The 16,100-nt window shown below is 33.7% G+C and carries 14 protein-coding genes; 8 read left to right on the top strand and 6 right to left on the bottom strand.

Features of this window, described 5'->3' with window-relative positions; translation table 11 throughout:
• The first annotated feature begins 85 nt into the window (after positions 1 to 85).
• From OTJ99_RS10755 to OTJ99_RS10730, 6 genes are all read left to right on the top strand, one after another.
• On the top strand, positions 86 to 961 hold the full coding sequence (locus OTJ99_RS10755) for a carbohydrate ABC transporter permease (protein ID WP_045166240.1): 876 nt from the start codon (positions 86 to 88) through the stop codon (positions 959 to 961).
• Entirely contained in the window at positions 962 to 1,801 is an 840-nt protein-coding gene (locus tag OTJ99_RS10750) for a carbohydrate ABC transporter permease (protein ID WP_045166241.1), read from the top strand.
• Between the two features lie 39 nt (positions 1,802 to 1,840).
• Positions 1,841 to 3,292, top strand: a complete 1,452-nt coding sequence (locus OTJ99_RS10745; RefSeq protein ID WP_083943580.1) for a glycoside hydrolase family 32 protein — start codon at positions 1,841 to 1,843, stop codon at positions 3,290 to 3,292.
• 122 nt (positions 3,293 to 3,414) lie between these two features.
• A complete protein-coding gene (locus OTJ99_RS10740; protein ID WP_045166242.1) occupies positions 3,415 to 5,604 on the top strand; it encodes an alpha-galactosidase in 2,190 nt (729 codons plus the stop codon).
• A 48-nt stretch (positions 5,605 to 5,652) separates the two neighbouring features.
• Positions 5,653 to 6,471: a GNAT family N-acetyltransferase gene (locus OTJ99_RS10735; protein ID WP_045166243.1), complete on the top strand. Its 819-nt coding sequence runs from the start codon at positions 5,653 to 5,655 to the stop codon at positions 6,469 to 6,471.
• Positions 6,472 to 6,601: 130 nt separating this feature from the next.
• Entirely contained in the window at positions 6,602 to 7,336 is a 735-nt protein-coding gene (locus OTJ99_RS10730; RefSeq protein WP_045166244.1) for an SIMPL domain-containing protein, read from the top strand.
• A gap of 46 nt (positions 7,337 to 7,382) precedes the next feature.
• Here OTJ99_RS10730 and hydF read toward each other — a convergent pair whose 3' ends face one another.
• Entirely contained in the window at positions 7,383 to 8,594 is a 1,212-nt protein-coding gene (hydF, locus tag OTJ99_RS10725; RefSeq protein ID WP_045166245.1) for a [FeFe] hydrogenase H-cluster maturation GTPase HydF, read from the bottom strand.
• Positions 8,595 to 8,621: 27 nt separating this feature from the next.
• Positions 8,622 to 10,007: an aspartate ammonia-lyase gene (locus tag OTJ99_RS10720; RefSeq protein WP_045166246.1), complete on the bottom strand. Its 1,386-nt coding sequence runs from the start codon at positions 10,005 to 10,007 to the stop codon at positions 8,622 to 8,624.
• A gap of 556 nt (positions 10,008 to 10,563) precedes the next feature.
• Between OTJ99_RS10720 and OTJ99_RS10715 the strand changes: the two genes are divergently transcribed.
• Positions 10,564 to 11,103: a papain-like cysteine protease family protein gene (locus OTJ99_RS10715; protein WP_408612521.1), complete on the top strand. Its 540-nt coding sequence runs from the start codon at positions 10,564 to 10,566 to the stop codon at positions 11,101 to 11,103.
• Positions 11,104 to 11,125: 22 nt separating this feature from the next.
• Positions 11,126 to 12,112: a hypothetical protein gene (locus OTJ99_RS10710; protein WP_045166247.1), complete on the top strand. Its 987-nt coding sequence runs from the start codon at positions 11,126 to 11,128 to the stop codon at positions 12,110 to 12,112.
• A gap of 96 nt (positions 12,113 to 12,208) precedes the next feature.
• Here OTJ99_RS10710 and OTJ99_RS10705 read toward each other — a convergent pair whose 3' ends face one another.
• The 4 genes from OTJ99_RS10705 to OTJ99_RS10690 form a co-directional block, all read right to left on the bottom strand.
• Positions 12,209 to 12,703 (bottom strand): ferritin-like domain-containing protein, encoded by a 495-nt coding sequence (locus OTJ99_RS10705; RefSeq protein WP_045166248.1) that lies wholly within the window; start codon positions 12,701 to 12,703, stop codon positions 12,209 to 12,211.
• A 305-nt stretch (positions 12,704 to 13,008) separates the two neighbouring features.
• Positions 13,009 to 13,197, bottom strand: coding sequence for a GNAT family N-acetyltransferase (locus OTJ99_RS10700; protein WP_268748536.1), 189 nt, complete (start codon positions 13,195 to 13,197; stop codon positions 13,009 to 13,011).
• A gap of 849 nt (positions 13,198 to 14,046) precedes the next feature.
• Entirely contained in the window at positions 14,047 to 14,838 is a 792-nt protein-coding gene (locus tag OTJ99_RS10695) for a hypothetical protein (protein ID WP_045166250.1), read from the bottom strand.
• 29 nt (positions 14,839 to 14,867) lie between these two features.
• The gene (locus OTJ99_RS10690; protein WP_052671529.1) at positions 14,868 to 15,938 is read right to left on the bottom strand and encodes an amidase domain-containing protein; all 1,071 of its coding nucleotides are present in this window, start codon (positions 15,936 to 15,938) and stop codon (positions 14,868 to 14,870) included.
• Positions 15,939 to 16,100 lie beyond the last annotated feature (162 nt).

The following is a 16,100-nucleotide window of genomic DNA, read 5'->3' as shown; positions in this document are numbered from 1 at the left end:
TGAGATTTAGGGGCTGTCTGATCAATTCCTTTAGGATGGCCCCTATCTTTATTAAATATTTTCTGGGAAGGAGGAAAAAGGTTCGGTGAATAAACGACTTGCAAATTTTAAAATTTTTTTGACATTTGCTGGGGTTTCAACTATTGCGTTTGCAACAGTGGTAATAGTTCCTTTTATCTACGGTATTTACCTTACATTCACTAATTGGAATGGAATTGACAATAAATATGAGTTTATAGGATTTTCAAACTATCTTAGCTTAATTAAAGATCAGGTGTTCAGAGATTCGTTTTTGCTAACATTGAAATATGTATTTTATACTGTCCTGTTTACAAATTTAATAGCTTTCTTTTTGGCTTATTTATTAACCAGTGGGATAAAAGGACAAAATTTGTTTAGAATTATTTTCTTTACTCCTAACTTAATAGGTGGCATTGTATTAGGATTTATTTGGCAATTTATATTCAACAATGCCTTGCCTTATTTCGGTCAACAATTAGGTATAGATTTATTTTCCGATTCGTGGTTAGCTTCGCCTGAAAAAGCATTTTGGGCGTTGGTAATTGTAACGGTATGGCAATACTCGGGATATATGATGATGATATACATAGCTGGCTTTGTAGGGATACCTCAAGATTTGATAGAAGCGGCGACTATTGATGGTGCAGGACAGTTTACAAGGTTGATAAGAATAATATTACCTTTGATGGCTCCATCGTTTACAGTTTGTTTGTTTTTATCACTCCAAAGAAGTTTTATGGTTTATGATTTAAACTTAGCATTAACAAAAGGAGGACCTTTTAAAAGTACAGAACTTGTGTCTATGCATGTTTATAATGAAGCGTTTTTATCACAAAATTATGGAACAGGACAAGCAAAAGCTTTTGTTTTGTTTATAACCGTAGCGATTATTACTCTTATTCAAGTTTATTTAAGTAAAAAGGCAGAGGTGGAAGCATAAATGGGTTTGAAGGTAAGTGTAAAAAATAGAGTTTTTAATGTAATTAAATTTTTGGTAGTCTTAATTTTTGCCTCTTTATATGTTTTTCCCTTTGTAACTGTAGTAATCAACTCGTTCAAGAAAACAGTTGATATTATTTCAAACCCTATAGAATTGCCGAAAGAGTTTCAAATTGCTAACTATTTAGAGGCTGCTCAAAAGATGACATATTTAAAGAGTTTCTTAAACACCTTTATAATAACAGTTTTCAGTATTGCGGCGATTGTAGTTTTTTCATCTATGACTGCTTACGTATTTGTGAGAAAGAAGTGGGCTATCAACAGAATATTGTTTAGTATTATGATTGCATCTATGATAATTCCTTTTCAGTCAATTATGATACCTCTTGTTAAAATTTACAGTTCTATGAACATGTTAAATAACAAATGGACGTTAATATATATGTATTTAGGTTTTGGAACTGCTTTTGCAGTGTTTATGTATCATGGATTTATTAAAAGTATACCATTTGAGTTAGAAGAAGCAGCATTTGTAGAGGGGGCAACAAGTTTGCAAACGTTTTGGAAGGTTGTATTTCCACTATTAAAGCCTATAACAACAACGCTTATAATATTAGATGGTCTTTGGATATGGAATGATTTTTTGCTACCAAGTCTTATTTTAATTTCAGCTGAAAAAAGAACTTTACAGTTATCAACTTTCTACTTTTATGGAACATATACATCTGATTATGGATTGGCAATGGCTGCGTTAGTGTTAACTGTGCTACCTATAATTATTGTGTATTTGTTTATGCAGAAATATATCATTGTTGGTATTCTAAAAGGTGCAATTAAATAAATACTTATTGAAATAAATTTAGAAAATGGAGTGAAGAGTGTGAAAAACTCTGCACGACTGAAACAGGCAATGCATTATATATCCCAAAATAAGTTCAATGTTGACAATAAATACAGGCTGAAATTCCATTTAATGGGCGAATGTGGTTGGATAAACGATCCAAATGGTTTCATTTTTTATAATGATTGGTATCACTGCTTTTTTCAATATAATCCTTTTGAACCTTTTTGGGGCCCTACTTATTGGGGACATGCAGTGAGCAAGGATTTGGTTAAGTGGGACTATCTACCAATAGCTTTGGCACCAGACAAAGAGTATGATAAAAGTGGATGTTTTTCTGGAAGTGCAATTGAAAAAGACGGCAAGTTATACCTTATGTATACTGGCCATGTTGAAGATTGTGCAGGTAGTTATTATCAAACACAGTGCATAGCATATTCAGAGGATGGGATAAGCTTTGAAAAGTATTTTAAAAACCCAGTTATAAATACAAGTGATATCCCGGAACAAGCAAGTAAAAATGATTTTCGTGACCCTAAAGCCTTTAAAAAGGGAGATTTTTATTATGCTGTTATTGCGTCGCAAAGTAAAGAAGGCAAAGGGCAAGTTCTTTTGTATAAGTCATCGGATTTGCTGAAATGGGAGTATGTTAATACAATTATCAGGAATAATAATATTGTAGAAGAAAATATATGGGAATGCCCAGATCTGTTTGAGTTTGGTGAAAAAGATATTTTACTTTTTTCTGCACAACAAAAAGAAGGAAAAAAAGTTATAAAAAGTGAAACATTTTATTGCGTAGGGAAAATGAATTTTAAAAGTGGTTTATTTCATATTGATTATTGTGAAAAGTTGGACTGGGGTAAATATTTCTATGCTCCTCATACTACAGTGGATAAAAAAGGTCGCAGGTTAATGATTGCATGGATGGATAATTGGAATTGTCCATTTCCAACACAAGAAGGGCATAATTGGGCTGGAGCGCTTATATTGCCAAGAGAGCTATATTTAAGAAACAACAAATTATTTATGAAACCAGTGGATGAGATAAAAAAATATAGAAAAGAAGAAATTCATGTTGAAAGAGTTCTAAGTGATGAAAGTATGTATTTAAATTGTGAATCGGAATGTATGGAAATTGAGAGTGACTTGTTTTTTATAACAGATGCAAAAGTTGAGATAAACATTTTTTCAGGTGTATTGACGAATAACAGTGTAAAAATCCTATATGATAGTTTTTCCAAGAAACTTAAATTTATTATAAATGATCTGGTGTTCAATAACGAAAGTCAAGAAATAGATTTACATCCAATTGATAATAAAGTAAACATAAGATTTCTACTAGACAAATCTTCCATAGAACTTTTTATTAATGAAGGAGAGAAGGTCTTGACGAATCGCATATATCCATTGGAGAAGTATAATACTTTAAGTATAAGTTCAAAAGGTACTTGCAAAGTGAACTTAAAAAAGTGGAATCTAAATGTTTAGGACTTAGAAAATATCAGAATTTTAAAATCTGTTTTGTCTTTTTTCAGAAAATATGGATTATTAGCTTTTTAAATGGTATTATTGATCTTAGTGATAAATAAATAGAAAGAGGAATGAGCAAAATGCCAATCACCTTTAACCACAAAACAGGCATGTTTTTCATAGAAACAAAGAACACCAGCTATGTGATAAAGCTTTTCAAAGGGAAGTTTTTGTCCCATGTTTACTGGGGCAAAAAGATAAAAGAGTTTGAGTGGACAGATTTTGATGTGACAGGCGGAAGAGCGTTTGGTCCAACACCTGACCCAAATGACAAGACATATTCATTTGATACAATGCTTTTAGAATACCCTGCATATGGCAATTCTGATTTTAGGCATCCCGCGTATCAAATTCAGCAGGAAGACGGTTCTCGTATCACAAACCTTGTTTACAAAACACACAGAATCTATGATGGAAAGCCAAAACTTGAAGGTCTTCCGGCAACATATGTTGAGTCACCTGATGAGGCTCAAACACTGGAGATAGAACTTTATGATGATTTGATTGACTTGAAAGTCACATTGATATATACAGCTTTCAGAGATTATGATGCAATAACAAGAAGTGTAAGATTTGAGAACTTAGGAAAACAAAAACTAAAAATTCTTCGTGCAATGAGTGCATGTGTTGACTTTCCAGAAGGGGATTTTGAACTTTTGCACCTGTGGGGTTCATGGGCAAGAGAAAGATACATAGAGAGAACTCCACTTATTCACGGAATGCAGGTAATTGAAAGTGCAAGGGGCGAAAGTTCACATCAGCACAATCCATTTATAGCACTTTTGTCAAAGGATGCAACTGAAAAACATGGCGATGTGTATGGCTTTTCGCTTGTCTATAGTGGAAACTTTGCTGCAATTGTTGAAAAAGACCAGTACAACCTTGTTAGGGTGACAATTGGTATAAATCCATTTGAGTTCACCTGGGTGTTAGAGCCAGGCGAGAAGTTTCAGACACCCGAGGTTGTGATGGTTTACTCACAAGAGGGCTTGGGAGGGATGTCTCGCACATACCACAAGCTCTACAGAAAAAGACTTTGCAGAGGGGTATATAGAGATAAGAGAAGACCGATTCTTATAAACAGCTGGGAAGCTACATATTTCAATTTCAATGAAGAAAAGCTTCTTTCTTTAGCAAAAGAGGCAAAAGATCTTGGGATTGAGCTATTTGTTTTAGATGATGGATGGTTTGGCAAAAGAGATGATGACACAAGCTCGCTTGGAGACTGGTTTGTTGACAGAAGGAAGCTTCCAAATGGCTTAGATGGGCTTGGCAAAAAGCTAAATGAAATGGGGCTCAAATTTGGGCTTTGGTTTGAACCTGAGATGGTCTCGCCAGACAGTGAGCTTTATAGAAAACACCCTGACTGGTGCATACAGGTGCGGGGAAGGACTTTAACGCAGTGCAGGAACCAGTACGTTCTGGACATTACAAGAGAAGATGTTAGAAAAGAGATTTTGAGAATGATGAAGGAGATTATAAAAGCAGCTCCAATTGAATATATCAAGTGGGACATGAACAGACCCTTAACAGAAGTAGGTTCGCTTGAGCTCCCACCAGAGAGACAAAAAGAGGTCTTCCACAGATATGTTCTGGGGCTTTATCAGATGATGGAAGAGCTTACAACAGAGTTTCCACACATCTTATTTGAAGGCTGTTCTGGCGGTGGAGGAAGGTTTGACCCTGGGATTTTGTATTACATGCCTCAAATTTGGACAAGTGATAATACAGACGCAATAGAGAGGCTTAAAATCCAGTTTGGAACAAGCATAGTATATCCAGCGTCTACGATGGGTGCTCATGTATCAATTGTGCCAAACCATCAGGTTGGTAGGATAACACCTATGAAGACAAGAGGAATTGTAGCGCTTTCAGGTTGTTTTGGGTATGAACTTGATTTGACAAAGCTATTTTGTGAGGACAAAGAAGAGATTAAAAGACAAATTGAGCTTTACAAGAGAATATGGCATATAGTGTTTGAAGGTGATTTGTTCAGATTAATTTCTCCATTTGAGGGAAATAGCGCTGCATGGATGTATGTGACAGAGGATAAGAAAGAGGCGGTTGTATTCTATGTGGAAATTTTAAGGCAGCCAAACCCACCAATCAAAAGGTTAAAGTTAGATGGTCTTGACCCCAGCAAGAGCTATTTAATTGAAGGTGAGCAAAAAACAAGGTTTGGCGATGAGCTTATGAACATAGGACTTATGATTCCTCAGATGTGGGGAGACTTTAATTCTCATATGTGGATTTTAAAAGCAGTTGATTAGATTTAAATTTGGTAGTATAATTGTAAAAAAGCAGGAAAGTGTGGTTCTATGATAAGGAAACTTTCAAATGCTGATTTTAAAACTCTTATGGATTTTGTCCGAAAGGAAAAAGAGTGGAATATTTTTATAATTGGCGATATTTTAAGTTTTGGTTTTGACTCACCAGTTGTTGAGGTTTGGGGAGAATTTGACGTTATCTCTGGGAATTTAAAAGCTGTTCTTCTTCGCTATCGCAGAGATTTGATCTTCTATTCAAATTCTGACAGCTGGGACATTGACTCATTTTGCAACATAATACTTACAACAAAGTGCAAGGTTTTTTCTGGCAAAAAGGATGCTGTTATGCCGTTTTTGAAAGCACTGAATGTGCTTAATAAAAGAGAGCAGCTTTTTATGAAGCTTGACAGCAGTGTAGATAAGAATAAATTAGAACTTTCTCAGGAAGAGTTTGAAAAGGTCAGGGTAATAAATAAGGATAATTTAGAAGAAAACCTTGACAAGCTTGAACTGATAGTATACTTATATCAGTCTATAGAAGAATTTTTAAATCCCTCAACGTTTGAACAGCTAAGACAGGATGTTTTGATGGGAAGAAGCAGGATATATTATATAGAAGAAGATGGGATGGTTGTATCATCTGCACGAACGAGTGCAGAAATTGCAGACATGGCAATGGTTTTAAGTGTTTGTACAATGCACGAGTATCGTTCAAGAGGATACGCTACTATGTGCATGAAAAGACTTTGCAGTGATTTGATAAAAGAGGGCAAATCGCTTTGCTTGTTTTGTGACAATCCAAAAGCTGCTAATATATACAGAAAGATTGGCTTTCAGCAGATTGGTACATGGGTAACATTGGGATTGTAAAGTATTTGTTTCAAACAGACTTAACCACCTGTGATTTTGCAGGTGGTTTATTATTTTTTTAAATTTTTGGTTGTAGTTGTATGGATTTAGTGATATAATATAGAAAAGTTATAAATGGGGGTTTGAAGTTTTGAATAGTAAAAATATTACCTGTGTTATTGTGGCTTTAATTTTAGGAATTTCTTTGACAGTTTCATCTTACTTTTTATCAAACGGGCTTATAAATCTAAGGGCAGAGAGAAAAGTCATTACAGTAACAGGTTCTGCAAAAAAACAGCTCAGGTCTGACCTTGTCAAGTGGACAGGGATGTATTCTGTGCAGGCAAAAGATTTAAAAGAAGCTTACAAACTTTTGGAAGAAAGTCAGAAGAAGGTGAAAGATTATTTCCTCTCTAAAGGACTTTCTGAAAAGGACTTGATTTTTTCTTCAATTTCAACTCAAACAATATACGAGATGCTTCCAAATGGAATATATTCAACAAAAGTTGATAGCTACAAGCTTTCGCAAAGCATTCAGATTACATCAAAAGATGTAGACAAGATTACAGATCTTTCTCGAAAGTCAACAGAGCTTATAAACTCCGGTGTTCAGTTTGAGTCTATGCCACCTCAGTATTATTATACAAAGCTTGCAGATTTGAAAATCCAGATGCTTTCTTTAGCGACAGAAGATGCTGTAAGAAGAGCAAAACAGATTGCAAAGAGCACAGGAAGTAGTGTTGAAAGATTAAAATCTGCTTCTATGGGTGTTTTCCAGATAACTCCGCTTTATTCAACTGAAGTTAGTGACTATGGAATAAATGATACAACATCAATAGATAAAGAAATAACTGCAGTTGTGAACTGTGAGTTTATAATAAAATAAGTGGCAAAATGCCCCTTCCAGTTTCCTCAGAAAGTTGGAAGGGGTTTTAATATTCAAACTCAATCCCAAACGGTTTTAATGCTCTTGGCAAGATTCCATGGACATATGCAATCATTAGACCATAGTTTGTTATTGGCACACCCTGTTTTTTAGCAAGTTCTACTCTATAAAGCATTTCTCTTCGTGTTATCATGCACCCACCACAGTGGATTATAAGCTTGTACTTTGTAAGGTCTTTTGGATAATTGTAGCCTGATACCCACTCAAAGTTTATATCAAATCCAGCTATCTGGCGAAGCCATCTTGGAATTTTAACAGTTCCAATATCATCTGATTGCCTGTGGTGTGTACATGCCTCTGCAATCAAGACTGTATCTCCAGGTTTTAAATCTTTAATTTTCCTGACTCCTTCAACAAACTCCACCAAATCCCCTTTGTATCTTGCAAACAAAATTGAAAAAGATGTAAGAGGAACATCAGGTGGTGTGTCTGCGTCAACCTTTAAAAAAGCTTGCGAGTCGGTGATTACAATTGCAGGTTTTTTACCAAGATTTTCGATAGTTTCTTTAAGCTCGTATTCCTTTGTCACAATTGCAATTGCATCACAGTCCAGAATATCTCTTATTGTCTGCTGCTGAGGCAAAATCAATCTTCCTTTTGGGGCTGCTTTGTCAATCGGCACAACTAAAACTGCAAAGTCGCCTGGGTTTATCAAATCTCCTACTATTCGCAAATCCTCTCCAACATCTGGCACAAGCTTTGAAAGTGAACTTTTTAGCTCATCAATTCCTTTTAAAGTAGCACATGACACAGCTAAAAATGGCATTCCCAAGGTTGACTGCAAAAAAGAAAGTTTTTCTTTATAATTTGGGTCTTTGTCAATCTTATTCAAAACACCAATTCTTGGCACTTTTTTCTCATCAAATAGTTTTACAAGCTGCTTTTCATACGTCAAATCCTCAATGTCAGATACCACTAAGATTGCAATATCTGTTTTGTTCAAAACCTCCAGTGTCTTTTCAACCCTGAGCTTGCCAAGCTCACCCACATCATCAATTCCTGCTGTGTCAATCAAAACAACAGGCCCGAGCGGCAAAATCTCCATTGATTTATAGACAGGGTCTGTTGTCGTGCCCGGCATGTCAGATACAATCGCAATTGGCTGGTTTGTAATGGCATTGATTAAGCTTGACTTACCAGCGTTTCGCTTGCCAAATATAGCTATGTGAAGCCTTTCACTGCGCGGTGTTGTGTTCATCTTAAAGTCAGTCCTTTCAAGATGAATTTATTCTTTAAACTTTATAAACTCAAAAGGATTCAAAAGCTCTTGTGCTTCTTTTTCATCCATAATATTTAGATCTTTGACAACATCTATTATTTGCTTGTTCTCAATAATTGCCTTTTTTGCAATTTCTGCAGCTTTGTCATATCCAATCTTGTCTATTAAACTTGCTGCAATAGCAGGAGTCTTTTTTGCATACTCTAAACATTTTTCTTTGTTTGCTGTTATACCATCTATACACTGCTGCCTGAAAATTTTAATACCGTTTTTGAGAATTTTAAGACTTTCAAGAAGATTGTTTGCTATCAGAGGTAAAAAAGCATTCAGCTCAAGCTGACCAGCCTGCGCTGCTAAGGTTATCGCAAAGTCGTTTGCCATCACCTGAAAAGCTATTGTGTTTATAAGCTCAGGGATTACGGGATTTACCTTTCCTGGCATAATGCTTGAACCTGCCTGAACAGCTGGCAGGTTTATCTCATTAAAGCCCGTGTTTGGTCCAGAGGAAAGAAGACGAAGATCATTTGCAATCTTTGAGAGATTTACTGCCAAGGCTTTCAAAAGCCCAGAGCATTCAACAAAAACGTCTGCGTTCTGTGTTGCGTCCATAAGATAGTCGGATCTTGCCAAGCCAATTTTGGTAAGGTTTCTTAGTATTTCTATCACTTTAAAGATGTATTTCAAAGGTGCGTTTACTCCTGTGCCAACAGCAGTTGCACCAAGATTGACAACTCTTAGCCGCTCTTCAACCTTGTATAGTCTCCATCTGTCACGTGAAATGGCTTGGGCATATGCACCAAACTCCTGACCAAGTGTTACAGGCAGGGCATCCTGCAGCTGAGTTCTTCCTGCCTTTATTACATCTTCAAATTCATGCTCTTTTTTCTGAAGGCTTTTTTGAAGTTCTGCTATTTCCTCTGAAAGCTCTCTTACATTCCATATAGTGGCAATTCGCAGGGCTGTAGGGTACACATCGTTTGTTGACTGTGACATATTAACATGGTTGATTGGATGAATTATGTCATACTCACCCGGTTTTCTTCCAATGTGAATTAAGGCTATATTGGCAATAACTTCGTTTACATTCATATTTGTAGATGTTCCCGCACCGCCCTGGAATCTGTCTACAATGAACTGGTCATCATATTTTCCTGCCAGAATTTCGTCACATGCAAAGACAATAGCATCTTTAATTTTTTCATCCAAAAGACCAACTTCATAATTTGCAATTGCGCACGCTTTTTTGACCATGACAAGCGCTTTTATTAAATCTTTGTCAACGCTCTTTCCAGAAACATTGAAATTAGCAAAAGCGCGTTTTGTGTGAATTCCATAAAGCTCAAGGTCAGAAAGCTCAATACTGCCCAAGAAATCTTTTTCTATTCTTGACATTGCTGTATATCTCTCCTGATTAAATGTATTTTAAAATTGTCCTATATTAATCAACATCAAATATTATATCATATCGATGAAAATTCAGGTGAAAAAGACACGATTTTAAAAGCACTTTCTTTAATTGCGGAATTTTAAAGCTTTGCAATAGGTTTTTATGTCCAATAAAGGTAACTTTGAATCAGTTTACAATAGTCATTTAAGGTGACTTTTCCTTTTGGATTTGTGTTTGTTTTGTTAGTGTGTAATTAGAGTGCAAAAAATATAGTAATTGGTTTAATTTAAAAACAGAAAACAGTCCAAGGTAAATTTTTATCTTTGACAAGACAAAATAATGTAAAATTGAGTGCAAAATATTGCAAAAAAAAAAACAATATTATGAATTGAAATTAAAAACAGCAGTTATAAATTATAATTAAAGGTTCTTAAATGAAATAGAATTAAAAAACGAAAGGATAAGAAGATATAATCAAAAAATTACTAAAAAAGGGAAGGTACAAAAGAATCGTGATTAGTGCTATTGTGTTTTTTACATTACTCTTACTGAACCTTAGTGATGCATTTGCAGAAAATACAATTACGTATGTTGAACTTCCAGTTAAAAAAGGTAAGTCAGGCATATTCAAATTGGTGCTGGGCAGCAGGGTGTGAGTCGATATTGTACTATTGCAAAAACTATTTAGGTTTTGGGAGAGAAGCAACACAGTGGGATATAGTGAAATATATTTATGGAAGCTATGTAAATAAACCTGCATCTCTTTATGATATACAAAAAGCACTGAGCCATTATGGTGTTGGCTCTTCACGCATGATACCAGTAAGTGGCTGGATAATTTCATATGGGCAAATTGCAGAGCAAATTGTAAATTACAGAAGTCCAATAGGATTAGTAATTACAGCAACAGTAAGTCAAAATCATTTTGTTGTTTTAAATGGTATATGGCAATATTTTGACTCAAATGGATATCTACAAAATTATATAATGATTATGGATCCAGCTATAGGTGGAGTAATTAGTATTCCTGATTCTGAGTTGAGGGATAATGACAATTACCAGGATTACTTAGATGCGATAAGAGTTTTTAGACCATATTGATATAACAGGGGGGTGAAATAGAATGAAAAAGAATAAGGTATATATTGGTTTTGTAATGACCTTTTTGTTGCTTTTCTTTACGACATTTTCTGCTACTGGAGCAAGCTATTCAATCGAACACAATGATGAAATTAATATACTCAGAAGGCAGTATTTAGCCGAGTCATGGCTCAAGCTTTATATCAGTACTCTTATTAAAAATTATATAAAAGACTCATCTACGCTGCAATCGTTAAATGAAATAACAAATATCAATGGACCGTATAACATTGAAAAATTCAAGTTGAGCAAAGAGTATGAATATTACAGGGTATTTCATATTCCAACTGAAGTTAAGATAGCTGAAGATGGGCGTCCATATCATATTGTAAGAGATGAGGTAAAAGAAAAAGTTAAAAATTTGAGATTTAACTCTTGGAAAGATGTTTTTAATACTGAATTTGTAGACAATGGATGGGCAAGAATTGTATATTACGATAATATACCTGTTGGATATCTTCTTATCGTGTGGGATAGTAAAATGAACAATTATATAGTGAATACTGGAGTGTTTGGGAATGATTCATTGGGTAATGCAGTAAATAATTTGGAAAAATATTTGGTACAACGAGGCATTAAGAGTGATGTAAAAATTGTCAATATTGAAGAAATGACATTATACGCAGTATCAGGTGATGGAAATTGGTGGTGTGCTGGTGCAAAAGGTTACGAAAATCATATATGGGATTTTGGCATAATAAAAGATGCATTAAATAAAATACCAGTTCAAATTTTAAACGCTATAGAAGAAAGAAGTAGATTGATGAGGGAAGCTCCTGAAAAGATAATGATAGGTGGGGAAGACCCATCAAAAACATTATACTTTATTGCTGCCAAAAAAGAGAGAGCTCAGAATGTTATGATTGCTATATACTTGCTAATTCTGACTGCTATTGTTGTTATATGCTCAAAGTGGAAATTTTCTTACCAGCATCTATTCTACAAACATGTTAGAAATAGACAAAAGTGAAACTATGTTCAAAAATAATTCAAACAAATATTTAAAGGGAGCTGTCTGAAGAATAAAATTGCGACTGCTCCCTTACTGCTGTTTTGTAGGTCTTTTTTAGAACAAATCAATTTCTTCCCACTCTTTTTTCATAAGGCTATGGTACCTTTCTTTGAAATATTTTTCATGTTCCTCTTCCCACTTGGCAAGATGTAGAAGCAAACCTTTTACATTGCCATCTTCAACTTTTTCAGCAGCGTGTTTATAAAATGCTGCAAAATCGCTTTCAATCAGGTATGCAAGCCTTAAAATTGTAAGGTCTGAAAAGTCAGCTTCCAAAATTTTGGAGTTATCAACTAATATATGCGGATCTACCATTTTGTTCTGGTCATCTACAACCCATGAAATTGAAATTGGTGGTTCTTGGCTGCCCAGACTTTTTAGAATATTCTCAAGATACTTATAATGTTCCTGCTCAATCTTTACAAACTCTTCAAAAAGTTTTTTTAGCCCTTCATCTTGCAAGCTATTTGCATAGAACGAATAAAAGTCTTGCGCATTTTTCTCCATCTTCATTCCAAACCTCAATATGTTCTCGATCTTTTTGCTCATCATAATGTCTCTCCTTTTAATAAGATTTTTTTCTCAAAAATATTTATACCCAAAAGCTTGTATTAAAAACTTAACATAAATCATATCGAAAAATATAAATGATTCAAAAGGCTATTTTCTGTTCCTATCCTATAGCCTTTTTAAATTCTTTATCTTCTTTATTTGACAGACTAATATTATAATTTAATAGAATACCTTGATTCTCTCAAATTTACCCCTGCAATATTAATTATTCTTACTTTATTATCACTTCTGAACCCATACCTTTCATAAAAATTCAAAGCTCTCGTATTGCCTTCCAAAACCTAAAGGTGACAGTAATCAAAATTTTGCTTTTTCAATCTATTTAAAGCAAAATTCATTAATTCATAACCTTGCCTGGTTGACCAATATGCTGGTAAAACATATAGAGATATGATCTCTCCATATCCAGCTTCTCCATCACGCGATTTACCAAAACAAACACATCCAGTATCAGTTTCTCCATTATTTATTATCGCCGCTTAATGCAATTTATTAGATAACGCATCGATAAATGGCTTGATCCACTTATCTTCCGAAATCCCATTTAGATAATCTTGCGGTATCAAACCTTTATAAGCTTCTTTCCACGTTAAAGCGTGTATTCTACTCATAATAGCTACATCTTCAATTTTAGCTAACCTTATATAACTCAATTATTCCCCTCCCATTATTCGAGTATTTTTATCTGCAATTCATAATTTAAAGAAACCTTTTTTACTTTATATTTTTTTCAGAATCTGATATAAGTACTGTTCTAGTTCTGCGCTGCATGGCACATACAATTAAATAAACTTCAGAAAGCAGAAGATGCCAAAGAACTTTTAGCAAAGACAAAAACCAATTTTTATTTTTTCTGCACATAATTTTTTGCTGCTACATAAAAAGTTTTTCCTTTAATGTTTCTTTCTTCTGTACTTTTGTATAACTTAACCTATAGATGCCATGGCAATATAGAATGCTATAAAGTTGTACTTTGTGCTTTTATAGTTTTTAGTCTATTAGAAATCCTTAGTAAATCACCCTTCGACTCTTTGGTATATTTGAAAATAGTATAAGAAGAACAAAGTTGTTGAATTAGAAGGCAAAAGTTTTAGATATTGAAATCACCTCTCAAGTTAATTATTTACTTTAATATTAGTAAAATAAAGAAAAAAGCAATAGTCGGATTATACATACAAAATTATGGCTCTGATATTGTTAATATTGTTAAAAAAAAGTATCGGAGAAGGATAGTGATGAAGGAAGATAAAGCAAAAGGCTATCCGATCAAACTTTTGGATAGCCTTTGAGGTTATTTATGATTTATTTCAAATTAAAGACTATTCAATAATTCCATTTTGTCTTGCCCATTTATCAAGTTGTTCTGCTATTTCTTGTTTCTTTTGTTCTAATATCTTTTGGTATTCTTCTCGTTCTTTTTCTATCTGCTCTTCTGTTATGTTATTTTGCTTTGCTATTTCTTTACCTGCAGGAGTTAAAAAGAGCAAACTCTTTTTAAAATCTGGATCAATCATATAAATATCTTTTCTTGCTTTATGTTCAATAGCTATTGTTCGAAATTCTTTCCAAATATTTTGCCAATCATAAGGTTTTTTGATTAACTCTTTGAGAAATTTCTCGTAATAGTAAATAGCAACTTTATCAATTTTATATTCAGCATATCTTTCTATGTTAAATATATTATTTTGATTTTCTTTTAAGTATTCTTCATAACCCTTTTTGAATTTTTGCTTTGTTTCAAAATCAAGCTTGATGTACATATCTGTATAAATACTATAAAAGTAATCCTTTATAAACTTGTAGAGATATTTGGCTTTTTCATCGGAAAAGTATTTTTCATAGTCAAGAGTTGAAATTTCAGAAGGAATGTTGTAATTTAGTCTTATATTTTCTGTTTTCAAAAGAATATCAAAACTTTCTTTGAGATTTTCATCTAATAAGTTTTGAGTCTGTTCACTCCAATTTTTGTTTGTTTCAATATTTGCGTATACAAGATTTGAATTAGGTAAGGAAGAATTATTATTCAAAAAGTAAAATTTTATACTTACTGCTGATAACAAAAGAAAAAATATCAAAAAAAGATAAATTAATAATTTGTTTTTTCTATTCATTGCTATCATCCTTTCTACATTAACAAATTTTAATTAATACTCATTTTGTAGAGAATAATCCAATTTTCTTTAAGACACTTGTAAAAAAGGTAATTATACAAGCTAATATTATAATCGTTAGAAGTATGCGGAGCAACTAATACATCATAGATACCATTTGCACTAGTTTTATCATGAACGATCTGAGAATGATAAGAAGCATCACGACCATAAGTAGAACTATAAGCGTTTATATGCTGAACTATATCGCCTTCTTTTAAGAAATCATAAACTTCAGTTTTGAAGTTTTCAAGAGCATACCAGACAGGCAAAATTTTAATCTGGTAAGAACGTTTTCTACCATATCCATTAGAGTTACCCCAGTGTCTTCTGAATTCTTCAGCACCAGTCCAAGAAGTTGATCTATTTGTTGATGTGTTGTAAAACCAGTAATCTGTATTAGATTCTATACCTGATGTTGCTGATTTAATCATAGGCATAGAACCAGCATAAAGAACCTGTGATGCGAAGTTTGTGCAATCCCCGCCGTAATTTGAGAAATCAGCGTATGTTGCGTTTGGTTTTTCAGCATATTTCAGAGTATAACTTCTTGCAGCGCTTCTATTGTAGTTAGTATTTAAAGAGTTTGAGTTTGTATAGTTAGATTTCAGAACTTGAAGGCTGTAGTAATGAGAACCAGAATGTCCATAAGAGCTTGAGACTAAGATATAAAAATACCCACTGTTTGCCACAGAGTATCGAATAAACTCATTTTTGCCAGTTGAGTTAGTTGAAGAAGCAACCAGCTGCTGTGAAGGACTGTATAGAGAAATATTATAGTTAACATTTGGATGAGGGTTTATAAAATTGATGGCAACAATTTCGCCTGCATTAAAGTAGATTTTAAAGTAGTCTTTATCTTGAGAAGGATTGGTAGACTGATAAATTAAACCTTTGATGATATCACTGCAGCTTATTGAGTTAGCGGTGGAAAAACTGTTGTTATTTTCTGACTCAACATAAACAGCAGCAAACGCATTTTCATTATACCATAAAATCAATGAAAAAGCAATTAAAGGAATTAGAAGTTTGGTAACAACTTTTTGAAAAATCCTTCTCATAAGTAAATCACCCCTCGACTCTTTGGTATAGTTGTTGAATTAGAAGGCAAAAGTTTTAGATGATGAAATTACCTTTCAAGTTAATTATTTACTTAAATATTAGCAAAAAAAAAAGTACACGTCCTATTCCGTCTTTCCTGTATCTTTCGTATCTAAAAGATT

This window comes from Caldicellulosiruptor naganoensis, assembly GCF_026914285.1.
GTDB lineage: Bacteria > Bacillota > Thermoanaerobacteria > Caldicellulosiruptorales > Caldicellulosiruptoraceae > Caldicellulosiruptor > Caldicellulosiruptor naganoensis.
This window is presented reverse-complemented; position numbering and strand designations above follow the sequence as displayed.

Bases quoted from the DNA above. Each gene is read 5' to 3' on its own strand.
- OTJ99_RS10740 (WP_045166242.1), top strand. From the start codon at position 3,415: ATGCCAATCACCTTTAACCACAAAACAGGCATGTTTTTCATAGAAACA.
- OTJ99_RS10715 (WP_408612521.1), top strand. From the start codon at position 10,564: ATGCATTTGCAGAAAATACAATTACGTATGTTGAACTTCCAGTTAAAA.
- hydF (WP_045166245.1), bottom strand. From the start codon at position 8,594: ATGAACACAACACCGCGCAGTGAAAGGCTTCACATAGCTATATTTGGC.
- OTJ99_RS10735 (WP_045166243.1), top strand. From the start codon at position 5,653: ATGATAAGGAAACTTTCAAATGCTGATTTTAAAACTCTTATGGATTTT.
- OTJ99_RS10710 (WP_045166247.1), top strand. From the start codon at position 11,126: ATGAAAAAGAATAAGGTATATATTGGTTTTGTAATGACCTTTTTGTTG.
- OTJ99_RS10695 (WP_045166250.1), bottom strand. From the start codon at position 14,838: ATGAATAGAAAAAACAAATTATTAATTTATCTTTTTTTGATATTTTTT.
- OTJ99_RS10690 (WP_052671529.1), bottom strand. From the start codon at position 15,938: ATGAGAAGGATTTTTCAAAAAGTTGTTACCAAACTTCTAATTCCTTTA.
- OTJ99_RS10720 (WP_045166246.1), bottom strand. From the start codon at position 10,007: ATGTCAAGAATAGAAAAAGATTTCTTGGGCAGTATTGAGCTTTCTGAC.
- OTJ99_RS10750 (WP_045166241.1), top strand. From the start codon at position 962: ATGGGTTTGAAGGTAAGTGTAAAAAATAGAGTTTTTAATGTAATTAAA.
- OTJ99_RS10705 (WP_045166248.1), bottom strand. From the start codon at position 12,703: ATGAGCAAAAAGATCGAGAACATATTGAGGTTTGGAATGAAGATGGAG.